The sequence below is a fragment of the Flavobacterium lindanitolerans genome, from assembly GCF_002846575.1.
Classification (GTDB): Bacteria; Bacteroidota; Bacteroidia; order Flavobacteriales; family Flavobacteriaceae; genus Flavobacterium; species Flavobacterium lindanitolerans.
Window position 1 is genome coordinate 341519 of record NZ_PJND01000007.1, and the last position, 22153, is coordinate 363671.

Consider the following 22153-nt stretch of genomic DNA (forward strand, 5'->3'; position numbering starts at 1 on the left):
AACTCCCAATGCATAAAAAAGCCCGCTACGTCAAGTCCGTCTGTTTGTCGTTCTTGTTATGCCTGCTTTTTACGTCCAAACTTCAGGCTCAGGCCACCGCGCACTGCGATTCGCTCATTGTTTCCGGAATTGACTACATGTGGAAAAAAGACCATGTCAAGTCTCTGGAACTCCTAACTCAGGCCAAAAACCAGGCAGAAAAAAACAGATGGTACAGGCAGCTTTTTCTGGCAACCAACAACATAGGCGCCAATTATTACACTATGCTCGATTATGGCGAAGCGCTCAATCATTACCTCGAAAGCTACACCATTGCGGTAAAACATCTGGACCCAAAATCAGAAATGGTTGTCCTGAACAACATCGCCATACTTTATTCAAAAGAAAAGAACTACGAAAAGGCGAACGAATATTTCAAGAAAGCCTATGATATCGCCCAGGAAAACAAGGATACGCTTAAAGTGGGGCTTTATGCCATGAATCTGGGAAATGTTGCTAATGAAACCAATGAGTTAAAAAAAGCACGGGCCTATTTTAATGAATCCCTGCCCTTACTGGGGTCGCAACCCCAATTGCAGATTTTAGCCAAAATGGCAATAGCCGAAAATGAAAACCTGCAGGGAAATTCAAAACAGGCGCGTACCATAGCCGAAGAACTATACAGGACAACCAAAGACCTGGAATATAACGACATCGGAATTTCGCTACTGACCATCATATCAAAGAGCCATCTAAATGACAACAACCTTGATTTGGCTAGCGATTATGCCAATAAGGTTTTCGAAAGGAAGCCCAATCTGGAAACCAAAATCAACATCTTCAGGCTTTTATCGGATATTAATTTTAAGAAGGAAAAATATGCCCTGGCTTTAAATTACAGGGATTCCATTATAAAAACCGAAAGCGAACTGAATGAGATTAAAAACGGAAAGGTCTTTGAAAACAGCCGGGTTAAATTTGAAATTGAGAATTACAAGAAAGAAATCGCCAACAACGAATCAAAGATAGCAGAAGAACGAAAACTTTTTTATTCTATCATTGCCGTTATATTTATTGTTGTAGTCTTTCTGGTCTGGACATTGCGAAACATTTCCATCAAACACAAACAGAAAAAGCTGATTGCCGAGCGAAACGAACAAATCGTGCTACTCGAACTCGAAAAGGAAAAAAGCGATAATCTCCTGCTCGAAAAAATGTTCAAGGAAAAAGAAACCAGCGCACTGCTGGAACAGGAAAAGCTGAAAAATGAAATTGAGCTTAAAAACAGGAAACTCTCTGCAAAGGCTCTTTACCTGTCCGGACGAAACGAATTAATTGAAGAAACACTCCAATCGTTATCAAAACTGCCGGAAATTTCTAAAGACCCGGCATTGGTAAACCATATCCAAAACCTAAAAGGACACCTGAAGACCGACGATGAATGGGACAGCTTTATTACCCATTTCGAAGAAGTGAACCAGACTTTCCTTAACAGCCTGAAAGAAAAGCATCCAAAACTGAATTCAAACGATATCCGTTTCATAACCTACATTTATATGAACCTCAGCACCAAGGAAATTTCTTCCATGCTGAACATTACTGCAGATGCCTGCAGGAAAAGAAAGGAACGTATTGCCGCCCGAATGGAACTTCCACACGACATTAATCTATACGATTATCTTTCAACGCTTTAACACAACAAATCACATTTTGTCCTAAAGGATGTCACACTATGTCCGCCTGTTTTTTTTGAAATAGCTGTTGTTTTTTTGAAAATTTAGAAAAACAAAAAATGTCTATTATGAAAAAAATTACCATTGCTTTACTACTGTTATTGAGCTATGCCAGCCAGGCTCAAATCAGTTACGAAGCCTCAACCAATTTTGGAAAACTGGAAGATCTTACGTATGATGCAACTGTTCCAAACAAAATCTATGGACGCACACAGGGAAACCATATTATTGTTTCTGTTGATAATGGTGCCACATGGAGCGTAAAATATTCCTTTCCAAACCCGACAGCACAACTCAGAGACATTAAACCGTACGGCCAAACCGGACTGAGTTTTTCAATTATTAACAGTGGTACACAAGACGGTGTTTACCTTTTTGACCTGGCCACGAATGCCATTACTCATTTCTACGCCATTCCTAACCCGCAGGACAATGCACAGGTGGTTTCCTATTCGTTTTATGATACTGCCGGAACCGACCTCATCATTCATACTTCTTATCTGGAAGGATTAATAGCCAGAACCAAAGTTTTTCATACCAAAAGTTCGGGAGCGCTCTGGAACCTGATTTATTTTAGCCCTGACCACGACGACGTTCATATTGACAATGTTGCTTTTAGTCCGGTGAACAGTTCTAAAATTTACATGGGAAGGTCATTGGGCCCTAATGGAATTAATGGCGGACTATTAATTTCTGAAGATAACGGGACTACATGGACTGAAAAACTACCCGGATTTACATTCAGTGCCATAGCTTTTAATCCTCTAAACAGTAATGATATGTTGATTGGAACCAGCATCGGATTTGGAATTCATCCGGAACGCATCTATCGCTCAACCGATGCGGGAGAAACATGGAGCATTATTCCAATTACCTGGACAGACCAGACCCTGAACAATATTACCAAAATTGTTTTCCATCCAACAAATCCAAACCACATCATTGCACTTGAAGAAAATGAAATTGCAAAAACCAATGACGGTGGATTGACCTGGACTAACATACCTTATCCTGAAGGTTCTACATCCTATTATTACGGATTGAATGCTTCATATAACCCGTCCAACCCAAATCAAATAGCCATTGCAACCGATTTATTCCCGCAATTTTCCAACGATGGCGGCACTACACTAACACAAATCAAGGCTCCTTTTTATAATGTTGTAAGTATTTCTCATGCGAAATATCAATCGGAAAAACATTTATATTATGGTAGTCAGGGAGGCCGTCTGCGTAAAAACCTTACTACAGGAGTAACTTCCATTCACGATATTGAACCGCCAACTTCTTTCAATCCGAAAAGAAACTATATGGTAGCTGATCCTGTAGTTGCCGGGCGTGTTTTCACATATGCGTCAATGGGTTTCTTTGGAAGCACCCTGTACATGAGCACTGATTATGGAGCATCAACAACTGTTTTAATGGATGCTTTTGCTGATGACATGCAGGAATTGATTGTAGACCCAAACAACTCCAACATTATTTATGTTTCATTAAGAACCGGAGAAGGCGGTAATCTTTACAAAATCAATTTTACTAATCCGGAAGAAATCATTACGGACGAAATTACAACTCCGGAAACAAGCGAATTTGGTTATGGAGTTGTGACAGGAATTTCTGTTTCTGCGACCAATCCAAATGAAATTTTTATTGCAAAATCATCCAAGGTTTTCAAATCTACAGACGGCGGTCTTACCTGGGTTGAAAAAATAAACGGACTTACAATAGACCATGAGGCAGACCTGATCTGGGATATGGCAAGAAATCCATTGGATGCAAATCATTTCACTGCCATAACCAGTTCCGGTATTTATTCCACTTCTGATGCCGGTGAAAACTGGACAGCAATTTTAGACGGTGTCAATGCAAAAAGAATCAAATATTCTCCTGTAAACAACGGGGTTATGGTGGCTTCTGTTCACAGTGCACTTAATATCGACGCTGCAATTTATTACACTACAGACGGTGGTGCCAACTGGACTTATGTTAGTCCGCAACAGCTCAACTACATTCAATCAGGCGCCATGGACTATGATTTTGACGGCACGACAATCAATGCCTATATAGCAACAACAGATTTAGGCGTGATGAAATATCAAATTCTGAATCTGCAATTGGGAATCCATAATCCGGAAACGGCATCTAATCCTGTTTTTATCTATCCGAATCCGGCCAATGACATTCTGAACGTTGGTGTTTCAGGCAATCAGTTCGAAATAAAAAATACGGCTATCTATTCCATTACGGGGCAAAAAGTGATGGAAAGTACCAGCAATACAATTAATATTTCAAAACTAAGCAGTGGGATTTATATCGTAAATAGTACGACACAAAACGACAAACAGTTTTCCCAAAAGCTGATTAAAAATTAGTTTTTCAGTTTTTTAAATTTGAAAGTACCGCATGTCAAAATCAGATATGCGGTATTTTTATGGGAAAAATTTAAGTCCTTGCATTTTACATTTTGATAATCCTTTATTAACTTTGTTTTTATCAAACTATGTATTGTATGCCGTTGCATTTGACTGAAATTGAGCGCGTAAAAACTATCTCAAAAGAAGATTTTTATACTAATTATGTAAAAAAACAAAAGCCATTGGTCATCGAAAAGCTGACAGAAGACTGGCCGGCATACGAAAAATGGAAGCTTAATTATATTAAAGAAATTGCAGGCGATAAAACCGTTCCTTTGTATGACGACCGTCCGGTAACACACAAAGATGGTTTTAATGAGGCCCATGCCAAAATGAAAATGGCAGACTATATTGACCTGCTGCAAACCAAGCCTACCAATTACAGAATTTTTCTTTATAACCTGATGAAGGAAGTGCCTTCCCTTAAATCAGACTTTAAATGGCCGGACATCGGGCTGAAACTCGTCAAGCAGCTTCCAATGCTTTTCTTTGGAGGAGAAAACTCAAAAGTATTCATCCATTACGATATCGACTATTCAAATATCCTTCACTTCCACTTTCACGGAAAAAAGCAATGTATCCTTTTTGCTCCGGACCAAACGCCCTATCTGTATAAAGTACCCCACGCTTTAATCTCCAGAGAAGACATCGATTTTGACAATCCGGATCTGGAAAAATGGCCGGCATTAAAAAAAGCCAAAGGATTAATATGTAATCTGGAACATGGTGAAATGCTTTATATGCCTGAAGGTTATTGGCATTATATGAAATATGTAACGCCGGGATTCTCAATGAGTCTTCGTGCCTTCCCAAGAAAAATAAGCAATTTAGGGAAAGCAGTATACAATATCTTTATCATGAGGAACTTTGACAACCTGATGCGAAAATGGAAAGGTCAGGCCTGGATTGATTATAAAAATGAACAGGCAATCGTCAGAACACATAAAAATTTGAAGATTTCAAACTAGGTTGGCAATAGTGCCAGACAACTCTTATCATCCTTTTTTTTGAGCAAGCAACTTCATTGTTTGTGCATTGAATTATAGTTGGTTTTGACAAAAATTTAAACTCAAGTCTTCTATATGCTTCAGCAAAAGAAACTTTCTCTTCTTTCTCTATGATTTTCGCAACTTCAGATTGCAGAAAAGGAAAAGGAATTCCCTCGGTTACTAAGGTATCAATTTCACAATTCAGTTGTATTGGACTTAATGGGTTTTCAAAAAAGTAATCTTTTATTTCATTTGAGTTTTTGATATATTCATACATATTTTTAATACCTCCACACAATCTTTCTGATCGATAATGAATAACATGTTGCTTGTTTACAGAACAAGAAATCAAGGCAATTGCTATTAATAGTAAGACAAAATTTCTTTTCATATTTTAATTTCTTGGCTGAAAATTGTTTAGAGTTATCTTTTTAAAATCTTTGTAAAATTGCTTGGATAGTTTCAAGTATCAGAATTTATCCAATAAGATTCATACTGAGTATCTCTATTGCTTTCTTCAAGTTTTCACCATCTAATATCACTAAATAAATGTTTGGCAAGTGCTGCTATTGCTCTTTACAGATATCTATTAATTTTTTAGAAATTTCTTTCCATTCGCCCTTTTCAAATTTGTATTTATATTCTCCTATAAAACAGGCACCTTCATGTACATTGGTAATAAGCATCCTTTTGGTTTTATCAATCTTACTTGGAAAATAGATTACTGAATCCTGCAAAAATTTATTTAATTCAAATTTTGAGTTGTCTTTCTGTATATAAAAGCTATAAAAAGGACCACCCGTTCCTCCGATATCGTTTATTATGGCAAAATCATTTTTTGAATCAAAATTAAAATCGGCTACCACAAAACCACCATTATAATTATCAACTACTTTCCTCTTGGTATTGACTCCTGTTAAGTATGATTTTGCATCATCAAAATTAACAAATGAAGAACTGAAAATATTTAAATTTTGACGAATTGAATCAATCTTCCTTTTTCCCTTGTCATAGACAATAACATCCCAATAACGATTACTAATTTCGGAACCTGAATACTTCTCATAGTATACAAGCTTAAAATCATTAGTTTTTGATAAATTTTGGTAAAGACATTCTTTGGAGATTATACTATCAGTAATAGTAATTGTATCTTTTACTATCTGGACATCTTTTATGTTTGTTGAAAGTGAATTGCCTTTCATGTTTTCTTTGGTGTTACAACCCAAAAAGAAAAATAAGAAAAAAAGTAGTATAGCAGTTAACTTCATAGCTAATCTAAATTAATGCATGAACGTTTAAGATTACAAATAATTGTGATTGCCTGCAAATAGAAAAGCGTATTTAAACTCTATTTTATTCCACCACCATCTTTTTAGTAACTTCTCCCTTATCTGTTTTTATCTGAAGTAAATAAACACCTTGAGAAAGTCCGGAAACCGAAATTGAATTTTCTTTTGTGGTACGTAAATGTTGTCCAAGCAAATCGTAAAGCGATAGTTGACTTAATTGAGAACTCGCGCCTGTATGTACAAAGACACGTTCTGAAGCGGGATTGGGATAGACACTGATGCTTTCTGATAAAAAATCGTCTGTTCCCAAAGGATTGGCAAGTTTTACCACCCAATAGTCAAAACCGCCGTGATTTCCGGAAACATCACCATCATTCGATTTTGAATATCCTGCCAATATATATCCCAAATCTGTGGTTTGCTGTATAGAATGTGCACCATCTGTCGCATAGGGAATAGGGTTAAATCCTTCCTGATTGCTTCCTCCCAAAGCTTTTTGCCACTGGATAACTCCCTGACTGCTAAGTTTTACAATCCAATAATTCATATAGCCGTTATTTCCGGAAACATCACCGTCGTTACTTGTGACATATCCAAATACGATGTATCCTCCATCTGCTGTTTGTTGGACAGACTGGGCAAGATCGTTGCCATAACCCCCTAATGCTTTTTTCCATTGTATTGCGCCTGTACTACTCAACTTCACTACCCAATAATCATCATAAAGAGGGCCGTGGAAACCGGAGCCTACAATATCTCCATCTTGTGAATACACATATCCGGCAACGATATATCCTCCATCTGTGGTTTGAACAAGAGAAGTAAGTATATCCGAGCTCGTTCCACCGTATGTTTTTTGCCATTCAATTTCTTCCATATTATCTAGCTTTACCACCCAATAATCAACATTGCCGTGATTTCCGGAAACATGTCCGTCAACAGACAAGGTGTAGCCACCTATGACATAGCCGCCATCCTCCGTTTGTTGTACAGCGCGGGCATAGTCGTAGCTTTGCCCTCCCAAACAACGGCTCCATTCTATATCGCCAGTTGAAGTCAGCTTCACTATCCAGAAATCGGATCCTCCTCGACTACCAATAACATCGCTATTATTATTTTCAGATAAGGTATAGCATCCTACAATATAACCTCCATCTGCTATTTGCCGGATAGAGGTAGCAACATCGACATGATTTCCGCCAAATGTTTTCTGCCATTGTATAGTTCCTGCATTATCCAGCTTTATTACCCAGGCATCACTATTGCCCTGGTTTCTTGTAACATCTCCGTCATTGGAATAGGTCGTTCCTGCAATGACATATCCTAAATCAGCCGTTTGCTGGACATAACTGGCCACATCGTTTCCGGAACCACCTAATGTTCTACTCCAGGCCACTGCTCCTGTTGCCGTCAGTTTTACCACCCAGATATCGTCTCCTCCGTGGTTGCCTGAAACATCACCATCATTGGAAGAAGTATATCCGGCCACAATATAACCTCCGTCAGCCGTTTGATGAACCGAGTTGGCATAATCATTACCGGTACCGCCCAATGATTTTTGCCACTCAATAACAGGTGCTTGTGCCATGCACAAAAAAGGGAAGAATAAAAAGTAGAAATGTTTCATACGCATAGTGTTTAAAGGGATAAAGGTGTAGCTTACCATTGTTTATCAAAACTTTATGATAAAACAATTGCTAAATATAAACAAATATTTATTTTGCGTCTTACGGAATGAGTATAACCCCCATGCCATCCATTTTTCATATAATCTGAATTAGTTTATGCTCTTAAAAATTTACGTCAGAACAATATCTTTTATACTTTTATAACCGTTAAACAATTTCTCATGCGCCAAAAACCCGAACAGAAAAACTATACTCCTGAAGAAATCACCAAAAAGGCAGAAATCTATTGTGCTTATCAGGAGCGCTGTCATGAGGAAATCCTGCAAAAACTACGAACACTTACTTCTTCCCAATCCATTATCGATACGGTAATCGTGCATCTGATTGAGAATAATTACCTAAACGAGGAACGCTTTGCGTGCAGTTTTGCCCGCGGTAAACACCGAATCAAACATTGGGGAAGATTGCGAATCATTAATGAGCTGAAAGCAAGAAACATATCCAAATACAACATTGAAACTGCCCTAAAAGAAATAGCAGACGAGTATCTGGATACTTTTCATTCTTCCACAGAAAAATTCTGGGATACAATTCTGGAAAAAAACAGCTTGAAAAAGCGGAAAAAATTCTGCGACTTTTTCCTCCGAAAAGGATTTGAAAGCAATCTGATTTATGAAAAAGCCATCGAATTGGAAAAACTGAATTAAACCTTTATTCCTTCATTTTTATACTCATTTTTTAAAAAACTAGGTTTTTTCTCACAATTTTTACGAAAACGTTTTCGTTGATTTCTGCATTTCGACGATGAAAAAATACACGTCATCGAAAACCTGAAAAATAGGCCTTTGAAAGCTTCTTTTGATAGATATCCCGGACATACATTTGCCCTACCCTATCAGAACAAATACCCCTTGACCTATGAAAAAATTGTTTTTGTTATTCGTTTTTTTACTACCACTTTTTGGTTTTTCACAGACAACTTTAGTACGTTGGGATGGAGCTAATAAAACTGCTTCACCATACATAATAGCTTCAAATATTTCTGCTGGAAACATCACAGGATCGAATGTAGATTTTATGGTTGACAACTGGGGCAACAATGGAAATGCATTCAATACGGCTCAATGGCCTTCTGGAACAACTCCAGATTATTCAAAATACATTCAAGTATCTATTTCTGCTAACAGCGGAAACAAAATCGATTTGAACCAATTCAATTTTGAATACCAAAACTATGATAGTAATGGTCCTAGCAGAATGCAGGTATACTATTCAAAAGATGCAAGTTTTCCATCAAACGGAACCGTATTAACTACCAACAACAGCTTAGTTACTACAAATACAAACTTTAATGCAGTATCTGTTCCATTAACTGGTATCACTGTACAGTCTGGTGAAACAGTTTACATCAGAATAACATTTTACGGAAGAACTAACGGATGGTCTGGTCCAAGAATCAGAATAAGACATGGTTATAATGACAGTGCTCCTTCTTCTCACAATGCTTCAGGACCAACAATTACGGGAACTGTAACAACAGCTTGTACACCACAAGGAAATCCTTCTGTTTCTCCTAACGGTTCATGGAATGGTTATGTTTACTCTTACTCAGGGACTCCGGCAGCTACAACATATTTAGGATATGTTACAGAAAACGAAACTTTCGATAGAAACGTAGGTTCAGGAGCAGTAGCAGGACAGACAACAGTTCTTTGCCAACAGCCAACGGATAATTTCTATACCGTATACAAAATGACCAAAACCTTCCCTGCCGGAACTTATACTTTTACAGTGGGCGGAGATGACGGATACAGATTAAAAATCAACGGAGAGTCAGGATATTCTATTAGTGACTGGACTGACCACGGATATACATCAGGTTCAACTACAAAAACATTTGCAACTTCAACAACTGTAAATTTTGTTTTGGAGTATTATGAAAAAAATGGTGATTCTCAGGTATCTTTCAGCTATACTTGTGGTAACTCACCAACAGCTCCAACAACATTGACTTCAAACGCTACAAACAACACGATTTGTGCCGGTAACTCAGTTATTTTGACTGCTGGTGGTGGAAGTGTAAATACAAGTACTTATGAGTGGGGAACTGGAACAACTGTAGGTTCAAATGTTATTTCCGGTACTGGAGCTTCAATCACTGTTTCTCCTTCAACTACAACTACATACTGGGTTAGAAGAAAAGGTGCTGCTCCGTGTAATTTTACAACTACAGGATTGACATTGCAAATTACAGTGGCTGCGCCAACTGCAACTGCACCAACATCAATCACAGGAGTTACTACATTGTGTGCCGGAGGTTCAACTACGTTGACTGCTAACGGAGGTTCAGGTTCAACATACGAATGGGGAACAGGAACTGCGATAGGTTCTAACATTATTTCTGGTTCAGGAGCTTCAATCACTGTTTCTCCTGCTGCTACAACAACCTATTGGGTTAGAAGAATCAACTCTACACCATGTTCTACAGCAACAAGCGGTGTGACAGTAGCTGTAAATGTAACAACACCTTCCGGAGACCCAACCGCTTTTGGTAACAATGCATGGAATGTATACGGTTATAATGTTGGAAGTATGACTCCTGCTCTTGCAAATTATGCCGGATATTATACACAAAACACTTTAGGATTAAACACTCAGGATATGGCAAACAACGGATGGAACAATGAAACTTCTCCATCTTACTCTGCCGGATGGACTGGATGCCCTGTTCGTGTTGACGATTTTACAATGGTTCACAAAAGAAAAGGATTCCCATGTGGAAAATACCAGCTTTCTATGGACAACTGGGATGATGAAACAAGAGTTTATGTTAACGGAACAGTTGTATTTTACAATAGCGGATGGAGCGGAAGCAATCCAACGCCAACTGTAGTGGGAACTTATGCTCTTGACAGCAATTCAACTATTGAAGTAGTTACCAGAGAAATAGGTGGATATGCTAACGTGAAATTATCTTTGACAGCAATTAATGCTACTTATAACGGAACTTCATGGAGTACTTCTCCTGAAGGAGCTTCAATCGTCATAGACGGTGATTTGCAACTAAACAGCAATTTGAATGTTTGTTCTTGTAAAGTAAACCCAAATAAAACGCTAAAAGTAAATCCTGGTGTAAACCTGCTTGTACAAAATGAAGTAGTTGTTGCTCCAACTGCAAACTTTATAGTAGAAAACAATGCAAGCCTTATTCAAGTTAATGATAATGCATCAAACAGCGGAAAAGTAACTGTAAGAAGAAATACAACTCCTGTTACCCGTTATGACTTTACTTACTGGTCTTCACCTGTAGCAGCTGCTGACTGGACATTGCGTGATTTGTCTCCAAACACATTAGCAGACAAATACCTAAGCTACAATGCTGCCGGAAACGGATGGGTTACAGAAATGAACGGAGCCGCAGCTATGCAAACAGGAAAAGGATATATAGTAAGAGCTCCTCAACAGTATTCACTTACAGCGCCGGTTATCTTTGAAACAAAATTCATTGGAGCTCCAAATAACGGAGTTAAAAAAATCGAGGCTAAGGTTGGAACTACATTAAAATCAAACCTGATCGGAAATCCATATCCTTCCGCTATCAGTGCAGATAAGTTCTATGAGGCAAACAAAGGAACAATTAAAGGTACATTCTATTTCTGGACACACAATATCGCGGTAAGCTCAACTCCGGATGCTAACGGAGTGTACAACTACAATCCTGCCAGCTACATTTCTTACAATGCAACAGGAGCAACAGGTAATGGTGATACAAGCAACTGTACAACTTGCGGAAATAATCCTTCAAACAAGTTCAAAGGAAATATTGCTTCAGGTCAGGGATTCTTTGTAGAGGCAAAAAACAGCGGTGATATCGTTTTCAATAACGCTATGAGAGTTACAGAAGCAACAGGTAACGGGCAATTCTACAGAAGCAACCCTAACGCTATTCAAAGCAGCGAAAACGGAAACGGAGAAGAAGAAACTGTTATTGAAAAGAACAGATTGTGGTTGAATATCACTAATGCTGCCGGGGCTTACAATGAAATTCTTGTAGGTTATGTTACAGGAGCTACAAACAGTATGGATGATGATTACGACGGAATAACATATGCTTCCGGAACTGCTCTTTACTCATTGCTTGATGCCAACAAATTGGTTATTCAGGGAAGATCATTGCCTTTCAGTACTGCAGATGTTGTTCCTTTAGGATATATGGCTGCTACTGCCGGTGATTACAGCATCGGGATTGAAAGCGTTGACGGTTTGTTTGAAAATCAGAAAGTTTTCCTTGTAGACAGATTGACTGGAACAGTACACAACATTAAGAATGACAGATACTATTTCTCAACTACAGCCGGTACTTTCAATTCAAGATTTGAAATCCGTTATGTAAATGAAGCTCTTGGGATTGATACTCCTAAAGTAAATGCGAATGATATCATCGTTTACAAAAAAGGAGACCAGATTGCTATCAAAGCAGATAATTTCACAATCGATACCGTTCAGGTTCTTGATTTGACAGGTAAAGAAATCTTCTTCAAAAAAGGAGTTAACAATAATGAGTTCACGACTACAGGAATAAACGTAGGAACACAGGTAGTTGTAGCAAAAATAACTTTGGATGACAACCAAACAGTTTCCAAAAAAGTCATCATGAATTAAGACTAGATAATTCACTTCAGAATCCCATAAGCAATCGTCTTGTTTATGGGATTTTTTTGTTTAAGGCTTTGCCAACAAGATGCTGACCGCGTTACCGCCAAAGCCAACAGCATTGACTAAAACTTTACGTATTGCTTTTTTTTCTTTTTGGTTTTCTGCAAAGGGCACGGCAATAAATTTTTGGTGCTGCATCATCAATAAGGCCATTTCAATACTCAACATTCCTGAAGCGCCAAAAGTATGCCCAATCTTCCATTTGTTAGTGGTTAGCATTGGCAGATGGTCTCCAAACAAAAGTTCAATTGCTTTTAGCTCAGAAGAATCACCCTTGATTGTTCCGGGGGCATGCATGACTATCGCATCTACATCTTTGATAGCTGTCGTTCCTAAAGCCATGGCCATCGATTTCTGGAAGCATTGGGCTTCGGCAGAAATAGAAATGCTATGTTCTAAAATTTCTGTCGCATAGCCAACACCTTCAATATAAGCAAGTGCATTTTGCCTTTCTCCTGTTTCCAGACAGGCTACCGATGCTCCTTCTCCCAACACCATAGAATTTTGGTTTTTTTCCCTATCAAAAGCACGGCATGGAAATTCATCCTGGCTTTTAGAATAGATTTTCAGGGCATTCATCTGGGCGATAGTAAATGGCGTAAGGGGAGCCTCGCTACCGCCTACCAAAAACTTGTCTGCCATACCTGAACGCAACCATGCTATACCGTTAAGCACGGCATGTAGGGCTGTTGAACAGGTTATGGAATGAGATATTTCCGGACCTTTACTATTAAGGTCATGGGCTACCCAGGAAGAAATGTTTCCCAGAGTAGTAGTTGGCGATGCCAGAGTATGGGTTTTTCCGGTTTCCAGAAATTCCTGAAAATGTTTTTCAAATAGTTGGGTGGCGCCACGCGATGATCCAATATTGATACCAAAATCGTCCCCCTGTTTCCATCCTGCATTTTCTATAGCTTTTCGGGAAGCCATTATTGCATATAAAACAGATTCGTCCAAATTTTTATACTTACTTTCAGAATCTCTCAACTTTGCGATTTCATTCTTGAGATATCCGGGAAGCATGGCAGCCAAAGCCTTTGTATTCCCTATCGGGTATTCTGAAATTGAAGTTGCTCCGTTTAGATAATTCTGCCAGATTTGTTCCGGAGAATTCCCTAAAGGCGAAATCGAAGACAGGGACGTAATGGCTATTTTTTGAGACAAAACAGAATCATTATTTTAAGGCAAAGCAAATCTTGCCGGAATGTTTTCGGAACAAATTTAAACTATTTCTAAGGCTTCTTCCACAACAGCATATACTTTTTCCAATTGCTTATCCGAAATTATATAGGGCGGCAGTATATAGACAATATTGCCAACAGGACGCAAAACGATACCCTGATTTATAAAAAAATCATATAGTTTGTTCCGGAAGTCGCCATAATAGCTTTCTGATGTTTCCGTTTTAATTTCCAATGCAAAAATCACTCCCAGAGTTCTTGTTTCCTTTACTCTTGGATGACTGCTGATTTTTTTCTGAAATTCTGTATGTTTCTGATGTACCCGCCGGATATTGTCCTGCATTTCCTTACTCTTCAACAATTCAAGACTTGCCAAAGCGGCAGCACAGCCTGTAGGATTCGCAGTAAAAGTATGTCCGTGAAACAATGCCTTGTTAACATCGTCATTATAAAACCCATCGAACAATTCTTGAGTAAAAGTTGTTATGGCCATTGGAATTGTGCCTCCGGTCAAAGCTTTAGAAAGACACATCATATCCGGAGCATTTTCAAGATAATTACAGGCAAAATTTTGTCCGGTTTTCCCAAATCCGGTCATGACTTCATCTGCAATGGTAAAAACCGAATTCTCCCTACAGATAGCCATTAATTTATCCAAAGCAAAAGTTTCATACATTACCATTCCTGCCGCACCCTGAACCAGTGGCTCAAAAATAAACGCGGCATATTCATTTGTTTTAACCAGCTTTTCCAAAGCCTTAAACGATTCCTGCTCCTTTCCTTTTACGGGAACGGGAATACGGACTACTTCAATAAGCGAACCACGGAAAGCTTCCGTAAAAAAAGATATTCCACTAGCCGCCATTGCCGCAAATGTGTCACCATGGAAGGCATTCTCAAAAGCAATAATTTTTGTTCGTTTCTCTCCCTTATTGTAAAAATATTGCAACGCTACTTTTAATGCCACTTCAACGGCAGTCGAGCCATTATCAGAATAAAATATTTTCTTCTGGTTGTCCGGCAAAATTTCCATAAGTTTTTCCGAAAGCAGAACTGCCGGCTCATGCGTAAATCCGCCAAACAAAACATGTTCCAGGGATGTAAGCTGTTTGTGGATAGCATCGGCTATAAACCGGTTGCTATGTCCATAAGGGTTCACCCACCATGAAGCAATCGCATCAATATATTCTTTTCCGTTTTCATCCCATAATAAGGCGCCTTCGCCTCTTATAATTGCAATAGCAGGCTTTGCCAGCTTATGCTGTGTATAAGGATGCCAGTTATGCTGCTGGTCTCTTTCTGAAAGGGTCATACGCTCATCTTATTATAAGGCTTTCAAATTATTGGCAAATAAATCGGCATATTCCCGAATTACATTTTTATCAAAATAAGGCTCGTCCTCAATTCTGCCAATACATTTCAATCCGGTTTTACTTAGTATTATTTCTTCTGTGGCTTTGTTTTCGTTTCCATTGAATACAATTCCGGCAATATCAAGTTTTTTATCTCTCAATGCAGCAATAGTCAATAGCGTATGGTTAATACTTCCCAGATAATGCCTCGAAACAACAACAACTTTGTAATCTTTCTGAATCAAATCTATAACAGTATCTTTTTCATTTAAAGGCACAAATACGCCCCCGGCACCTTCAATTACAAGACTGTTCTTTGTTTTTGGTTGTTTTATCTTTTCCAGTTCGATAGTTATACCTTCCTTTTCCGCTGCAAAATGCGGACTGGCAGGCGTCTGCAACAAATAGCTGTTGGGATGGATTTTTGTTTTTGAATTGGTTAACAGCCTTTCTAATTTATGGCTATCGGAATTATCGGCATCGCCGGCCTGAATCGGTTTCCAATAATCGGCCTCCAGACTTTCTGTAATAATTGCTGAAGCAATGGTCTTGCCTACATCGGTTCCTATTCCTGTGACAAAAATTTTCATATTTGATGGTTCTATGTCTAATGCAGATTGAATATTTCAAAGGTACGACTTGAGATTAATTTCCGCGACAAACAGACAATTTATAGTTTTTCTATGCTATTTTAACCTCAAAACATGTGAATCCCGTAAGATTTTATTATAGTTTTTGAAAACAACCGCTTTTTTAATTGCTAAATTTGAAAGAAATAACCTCATAATCTGCAATAGTATGCCCATAGCAAAAGTACCGTCTTACATGAAAGCCGTTTATATTTCCTTGCTTATCATCATAATTATTTTTTTTATGATAATGGCGAAAGCAATATTAGTTCCTTTGCTTGTTTCCGGCTATATAGCCATGCTCATGACTTCATTCTGCAATCGTCTTGAAGGATGGAAAATACCCAGGTCACTAAGTGCATTTATTGCACTGCTTCTCATCATTCTGCTGGCTTTGGGATTAATTTTCTTTATTGTTTCCCAATTGCAAAGTTTTACAAATGACGTGGAAATGAATATGGAAGAAAGCCTGAATAATTTTGCTATAAAAATCAATACAAGTATTGAGAATTTTATTGGCTATGATATTGGTATGGGCGATGGTTTCAAGATTAAAAAAATCATGGAGCTTATCCAATCCGGTAACACCAATATTACCGAACTGCTTTTTACAACAATAGGAACCTTATCCAACATCATCCTTTTACCGGTTTTTATCTTTTTCTTATTGATTTACAGAGACCATCTTGCCGTTTTTGTTACAAAAGTATTTGACAAACAGCGCAACAAAGTACTCATGGAACATATGGTTTCTATGCGAAAAATTGTCCATGCCTATATTGTAGGCGCGGGAAAAGTGATGATTATTTTGGGAATCGTAAATACGGCTGTTTTATTTGCTTTGGGAATCAAACATGCCATCTTTTTTGGGATGATTGCCGGGTTGTTGAACATTATACCCTATGTAGGGCCTTTTATGGGTGCCTTAATGCCGTTTGCCTACGCTTTGATAACCAAAGACAGCTTATTTTATCCTTTTGCCGTTATTGTCTCTTTTACACTGATTCAGTTTATGGAAGGCAGTTTCCTGACACCTAAAATTACTGGTGCGAATGTAAACCTGAATGCATTTATTACTTTTTTAGGACTGTTGATAGGAGGAGCTATTTGGGGAGTAGTGGGAATGATTTTGATTATACCCACAATTGCCATATTAAAAAAGCTGTTTGAGCTAAGTCCGGACACAGAACCTTATGCCTACCTGTTTGGCGAGGAAGATGCGCAATGGTTTAAACGCCGAAAGCCTAAAACAGATAGTTAGCAAGTGTTTCCAAAACTTTGGTGATTTCTTCTCCGGAATTAAAACTATGGAGGCAAAACCGGAGCCTTTCCTGATTTTCAGGAACTGTAGGCGAAAGGATTGCCTTTACATCAAATCCGTGTTGCTGTAATTTGCCGGCTATCGCTTTTACTTTGTCATTGCCGGGTATTATGGCCGACTGTATGGCTGATTTATTTCGGACAAAAACCGGCTTTAATCCTAATCGCTGTTTCTCCTGATTAAAATGCAGGATATTGTTCCGCAATTTTTCAATTGCCGGCTTTTGGATTTCCAGATTTTTATAGGCAATTAAAATTCCGGCTACAGAGTGAGGCGGTAATGCCGTAGTATAGATAAAGCTACGGGCAAAATTCACCAGAAAATCCTTGAGTTGTTTCGAGCCTAAAATGGCCGCACCATGTGCTCCCAAACCTTTTCCAAAAGTGACTATCCTTGCAAAAATCTTGTCCTGCACACCCAAATCCTGTACTAATCCCTGACCTGATTCTCCAAAAACGCCTAAGGCATGGGCTTCATCAATAACCAAAAAGCAACCGTGTTGTTCTGAAATAATAGTGAGCCTTTCTAAATCAGGCGAATCACCATCCATTGAAAAAACAGATTCCGTAACAATATAAATAGCTAAATTTTCGGATTTATATTTTAAAATCAAGGCTTCCAGTTCGCCAAGATTGTTATGCTCAAATTTAAACGACCTGGCATTAGAAAGCCGGATACCATCCCGTATTGATGCATGGCTGTATTCATCATACAGTATGAAATCATTGCGTTGCGGAACGGAACTGAAAAACCCCAAATTGGCATCATAACCGGAATTAAACACCAAAGCCATTTCTGTATCATGGAAACGGGCTATATGTTCTTCCAATTCCTTATATAGAGCATGGTTTCCTGACAAAAGCCTTGAGCCGGTTGCCCCATTTTGAATTATGCCTTGGTGTGAAAGATACTGATGTGTCTGTTGGAAGATAGCTTCAGACTTTGAAAATCCCAGATAATCATTGGAAGCAAAATCAATCAGGTTATTGGGTTCGGGCAAAACCCTGAACGAGTTGCCCTGTTTTCTTTGTTCGATTTTTTGCTGCAAGGATTTTGGAAAACGTTTCATAGCAGCAAATGTAAGCAACTTTTATGCTGTTTGAAAGTTGTACATTTTAATACATAGCGTATATAAGTTTTATACCAAACAATAAAAAAAATAAATCCTTTCACTAAAAATCTCTTTGCGTCTCTGCGCCTTTGCGAGCAACTATTTCACGAAAAGACGCAGAGACGCAAAGTGAAAATAGGCTTTATTTTAATATAAACTCCATAACCATTTAAAACAAAAAAGCCCGGCAATTGCCAGGCTTTTATCTTGGAATAAAATCAGACTACTCTACAAGAATATTGATTTTATTGTCATTCATTTCTAATGTTCCGGATTCGATCGATAAATGATATTTTTTATCGTCTCCTAAAAAGAACTTGCCTTCTGCTTCTTTTGAAAATTCAAAGCTGTCAGCAGCAATCTTGATATCTCCTTTTGTCAGGATAGAAATAATTGCAGCGTGATGGTTTAGCATTTGGAATTCTCCATCAACTCCCGGAACCGTAACAGAAGTTACTGTTCCTGAAAATAATTTTGCTTCTGGCGATATAATTTCTAAATACATTTTTCTTTGCTTTAGGCTTTAAGCTTTAGGCTTGAAGCAATTAAAATTAAGCTTCAGCTAACATTTTTTGTCCAGCTTCGATAACATCTTCGATAGTTCCTTTCAAGTTGAAAGCTGCTTCCGGAAGGTGATCCAATTCTCCATCAATGATCATGTTGAATCCTTTGATAGTATCTTTAATATCAACCAAAACTCCAGGAATACCTGTAAACTGTTCCGCTACGTGGAAAGGCTGAGACAAGAAACGTTGAACACGACGAGCTCTTGATACTGCAAGTTTATCTTCTTCAGAAAGTTCTTCCATACCAAGAATCGCGATAATATCCTGCAACTGCTTGTATTTTTGAAGAATCTCTTTTACTCTTTGTGCACAGTTGTAGTGCTCATCACCCAAGATGTGTGGTGTTAAGATTCTTGAAGTAGAATCCAACGGATCCACAGCTGGGTAAATACCTAACTCGGCAATCTTACGAGACAATACTGTTGTTGCATCCAAGTGGGCAAATGTTGTTGCCGGAGCCGGGTCAGTTAAGTCATCCGCAGGAACGTAAACCGCCTGTACAGATGTAATAGATCCTTTATTTGTAGAGGTGATACGCTCTTGCATCGCACCCATTTCTGTTGCTAATGTTGGTTGGTAACCTACCGCAGATGGCATACGTCCTAAAAGAGCTGATACCTCAGAACCTGCTTGTGTAAAACGGAAGATGTTGTCCACGAAGAAAAGAACGTCTTTTCCTTGATCTGAACCAGCACCGTCACGGAAATACTCAGCGATAGAAAGACCAGAAAGTGCCACACGTGCACGAGCTCCTGGTGGCTCATTCATCTGACCGAAAACGAAAGTTGCTTTCGATTCTCTCATCCCTACTTTATCAACTTTAGACAAGTCCCATCCTCCATTTTCCATAGAGTGCATGAACTCCTCACCATACTTGATAATTCCTGACTCCAACATCTCACGAAGTAAGTCATTTCCTTCACGTGTTCTTTCACCTACTCCAGCGAATACTGAAAGTCCACCGTGACCTTTTGCAATATTGTTAATCAACTCCTGAATCAATACTGTTTTACCAACACCGGCACCACCAAACAATCCAATTTTCCCTCCTTTTGCATAAGGCTCAATCAAATCGATTACTTTAATACCTGTGAATAAAACTTCAGAAGATGTAGATAAATCTTCAAATTTTGGTGCCTGACGGTGGATTGACAATCCGTTATCGCCATCTTTTGGCAAATCTCCCAAACCATCAATAGCGTCACCGATTACGTTGAATAAACGACCGTAAACGTCTGGCCCTACCGGCATTTTGATTGGGTTTCCTGTACCAACAACTTCATAGCCTCTGCTTAAACCATCTGTAGAGTCCATTGAGATTGTACGAACAGTGTTTTCTCCAATGTGAGACTGCACTTCAAGTACTAGTAGTGTACCGTCTTTTTTAGTGATTTCTAACGAATCATAAATTTTTGGAAGTTCAACATCCTTTCCGTTGAAAACTACGTCAACTACCGGACCAATGATTTGAGCAACTTTTCCTATTACTTTTGACATTACTTATGTATTTATTAAATAGCTATTTAGGTTTATGAAAAACACCTCTTTTTTCAGAGCGCAAAGATAGTTTTAAAAATGAAAAATTAATAATGTTTTTATAAAAAAATACGAAAAAAATACAGGATTGTCTGTTTAACGAATATTACGACAACAAGTATGCAGAATTCCAAAAACGAAAAAAAGCCATTATGCTTTCACATAATGGCTTTTATATCTGGAAATTTATTTTAATTCAGAGTCTGTGGATACTGAATTGGATAATTCCCTATATTAATTTCAGGTATAGAGGCTCCATAGGTAGCTTCTATAGCTTTAAGAAACTCATTTGCTATAAATGCATAACCTCTTGCCGAAGGGTGAACCCCGTCTAAAGAGAAAGCTCCTCCAGTTACATAAGTCGCAGTCAAATGATAGTTCCCAAAACGAATTCCTCCATTCAACAACTGCGCCATTATTGCTTTTGTGTCAACCATTGCCAAACCTTTGGCTTCTGCTACATTTTTAATTGTAGCATTGTAGGCATCAGTAGCTACTTTTACCTCTCCAACCTCAGCATTGGTCAATACATTCCCATCCTGCAGCGGATATGTAACTCCTACCGTATTAAACGGAGCAGGCACTCCTGCCTGCGGGGTCCCAATGATTGTACGGGTTGGCAATAAAATATAATCTACGAAACTTCCATTGGCCAGTTTTTTTGCATGTCGTGCCTGTCCGTACAAGCTACCCATTAATCCTGCTTGTGGAGCAGGTACACCGGCACCTACCAGAGCTGTAGTAATCTGAACCGAATAGTCAACCAGCGACTCGTCTTTGATTAGCAGCGGATTTGAAGTTCCTGCCGCCAAAGTCGCAATACGATCTCCCTGCCCATATGCCGCCAATATCTGCTTAACAGGCCCAAGCAATTGAGTATTCAGCTGATTGGCCGTTGCCGCATCTAATGGAACAGGGTTATAAGGAACAGTGGTGAAATATGGAAGTGTATTAATGTATGGAAGGTTTGCTACAACTCCTTTAGCTCCATTTGCCGTCAAGGCATTTACCAATCCGTTGTATACATTGTCAAAAACTGTTGGATCTGTAATATCATTAGGCCCATATGTTGAAGGATTCAGATTACCTGTTCTATTAACTCCAACACCGCCGGAAGTAGCATAGCTCAACACATCATTCCCTCCAATCCATAATGAAAAGAAAGTCGGATTTTGAACCACGGCATCGCCAATAACAGAAGCAGAGGCCGAAGAATCAAATCTTCCGAAATAAGGATTTGCAGCCCCATATCCTGCTGCCGTTAAGTGGAAACTTTTAGCCCCCGGAACGCCCAGGTTATTAAACGTTCCTGAGAGCTGGTCCGTAATTGAAGTCCCCGAAACACCGGAAACGTTTACAGGCCCAACTCCATTAAAATATAATCTTGTAGGAAATTGAGGCACTTGATTTCCTCCCATTGAAAATCCCCCAACATTATCAACCATAAAAGGCACGGAAAAATTTCCTCCACCCACTAACGCAAATTGCTGCGCCAAAAAGCTAGGATACGAGTTTTCCTGACCTCTCTTAAAAAGAGCATTATCACTATAACCCGCAGCGAAAGAATCTCCTAACGCAACATATTTTGAAAAATCAGCTGATCCCGGCGAAACAGGAACATTTCCCGTAGAATCAGAATCGTCATCTGAACAGGCAATACCCAAGCTCAACGAAGCCAAGAGCAGCCATTTGAAATTTTTTATCAT

At 38.7% G+C, this 22153-nt stretch carries 16 protein-coding genes; 6 read left to right on the plus strand and 10 right to left on the minus strand.

Translation table 11 applies throughout. From position 1 onward, the window contains the following. Positions 1-8 precede the first annotated feature (8 nt). From B0G92_RS01595 to B0G92_RS01605, 3 genes are all read left to right on the plus strand, one after another. A complete protein-coding gene (locus B0G92_RS01595) occupies positions 9-1673 on the plus strand; it encodes a tetratricopeptide repeat protein (protein WP_101470861.1) in 1665 nt (554 codons plus the stop codon). A gap of 107 nt (positions 1674-1780) precedes the next feature. Next, the gene (locus tag B0G92_RS01600; RefSeq protein WP_180326389.1) at positions 1781-4084 is read left to right on the plus strand and encodes a T9SS type A sorting domain-containing protein; all 2304 of its coding nucleotides are present in this window, start codon (positions 1781-1783) and stop codon (positions 4082-4084) included. Positions 4085-4221: 137 nt separating this feature from the next. Then, the gene (locus B0G92_RS01605) at positions 4222-5094 is read left to right on the plus strand and encodes a cupin-like domain-containing protein (protein WP_056071655.1); all 873 of its coding nucleotides are present in this window, start codon (positions 4222-4224) and stop codon (positions 5092-5094) included. On the opposite strand, the gene B0G92_RS01610 is transcribed toward B0G92_RS01605, so the two are convergent. The 3 genes from B0G92_RS01610 to B0G92_RS01620 form a co-directional block, all read right to left on the minus strand. Further along, positions 5060-5506, minus strand: coding sequence for a hypothetical protein (locus B0G92_RS01610; RefSeq protein ID WP_101470863.1), 447 nt, complete (start codon positions 5504-5506; stop codon positions 5060-5062). The genes B0G92_RS01605 and B0G92_RS01610 overlap by 35 nt on opposite strands. Positions 5507-5681: 175 nt before the next feature. After that, on the minus strand, positions 5682-6386 hold the full coding sequence (locus tag B0G92_RS01615) for an XAC2610-related protein (protein WP_101470864.1): 705 nt from the start codon (positions 6384-6386) through the stop codon (positions 5682-5684). Positions 6387-6471: 85 nt separating this feature from the next. After that, positions 6472-8034 (minus strand): T9SS type A sorting domain-containing protein, encoded by a 1563-nt coding sequence (locus tag B0G92_RS01620; protein ID WP_180326390.1) that lies wholly within the window; start codon positions 8032-8034, stop codon positions 6472-6474. 222 nt (positions 8035-8256) lie between these two features. On the opposite strand from B0G92_RS01620, the gene B0G92_RS01625 reads away from it, so the two are divergent. Both B0G92_RS01625 and B0G92_RS01630 read left to right on the plus strand, forming a co-directional pair. Beyond that, positions 8257-8742 carry a regulatory protein RecX gene (locus tag B0G92_RS01625; protein ID WP_101470866.1) on the plus strand — a complete coding sequence of 162 codons (486 nt, stop codon included), beginning with the start codon at positions 8257-8259 and terminating at the stop codon, positions 8740-8742. Between the two features lie 211 nt (positions 8743-8953). Continuing rightward, positions 8954-12697 (plus strand): Ig-like domain-containing protein, encoded by a 3744-nt coding sequence (locus B0G92_RS01630; protein WP_101470867.1) that lies wholly within the window; start codon positions 8954-8956, stop codon positions 12695-12697. A 60-nt stretch (positions 12698-12757) separates the two neighbouring features. On the opposite strand, the gene B0G92_RS01635 is transcribed toward B0G92_RS01630, so the two are convergent. The 3 genes from B0G92_RS01635 to bioD are packed head-to-tail and all read right to left on the minus strand — an operon-like array spanning position 12758 to position 15874. Beyond that, positions 12758-13915, minus strand: a complete 1158-nt coding sequence (locus B0G92_RS01635; RefSeq protein WP_101470868.1) for a beta-ketoacyl synthase N-terminal-like domain-containing protein — start codon at positions 13913-13915, stop codon at positions 12758-12760. 57 nt (positions 13916-13972) lie between these two features. Next, positions 13973-15244, minus strand: coding sequence for an adenosylmethionine--8-amino-7-oxononanoate transaminase (bioA, locus tag B0G92_RS01640; protein ID WP_101470869.1), 1272 nt, complete (start codon positions 15242-15244; stop codon positions 13973-13975). Between the two features lie 12 nt (positions 15245-15256). After that, positions 15257-15874 carry a dethiobiotin synthase gene (gene bioD / locus B0G92_RS01645; RefSeq protein ID WP_101470870.1) on the minus strand — a complete coding sequence of 206 codons (618 nt, stop codon included), beginning with the start codon at positions 15872-15874 and terminating at the stop codon, positions 15257-15259. Positions 15875-16082: 208 nt separating this feature from the next. Here bioD and B0G92_RS01650 point away from each other — a divergent pair, with 208 nt between their 5' ends. Beyond that, the gene (locus tag B0G92_RS01650) at positions 16083-17174 is read left to right on the plus strand and encodes an AI-2E family transporter (RefSeq protein WP_101470871.1); all 1092 of its coding nucleotides are present in this window, start codon (positions 16083-16085) and stop codon (positions 17172-17174) included. On the opposite strand, the gene B0G92_RS01655 is transcribed toward B0G92_RS01650, so the two are convergent. From B0G92_RS01655 to B0G92_RS01670, 4 genes are all read right to left on the minus strand, one after another. Next, a complete protein-coding gene (locus tag B0G92_RS01655; protein WP_101470872.1) occupies positions 17158-18303 on the minus strand; it encodes an aminotransferase class I/II-fold pyridoxal phosphate-dependent enzyme in 1146 nt (381 codons plus the stop codon). The genes B0G92_RS01650 and B0G92_RS01655 overlap by 17 nt on opposite strands. 265 nt (positions 18304-18568) lie before the next feature. Further along, positions 18569-18850, minus strand: coding sequence for a FoF1 ATP synthase subunit delta/epsilon (locus tag B0G92_RS01660; protein WP_056071620.1), 282 nt, complete (start codon positions 18848-18850; stop codon positions 18569-18571). Between the two features lie 46 nt (positions 18851-18896). Next, a complete protein-coding gene (gene atpD / locus B0G92_RS01665) occupies positions 18897-20408 on the minus strand; it encodes a F0F1 ATP synthase subunit beta (protein WP_056071618.1) in 1512 nt (503 codons plus the stop codon). Between the two features lie 230 nt (positions 20409-20638). Next, positions 20639-22153 carry an SGNH/GDSL hydrolase family protein gene (locus B0G92_RS01670; protein WP_101470873.1) on the minus strand — a complete coding sequence of 505 codons (1515 nt, stop codon included), beginning with the start codon at positions 22151-22153 and terminating at the stop codon, positions 20639-20641.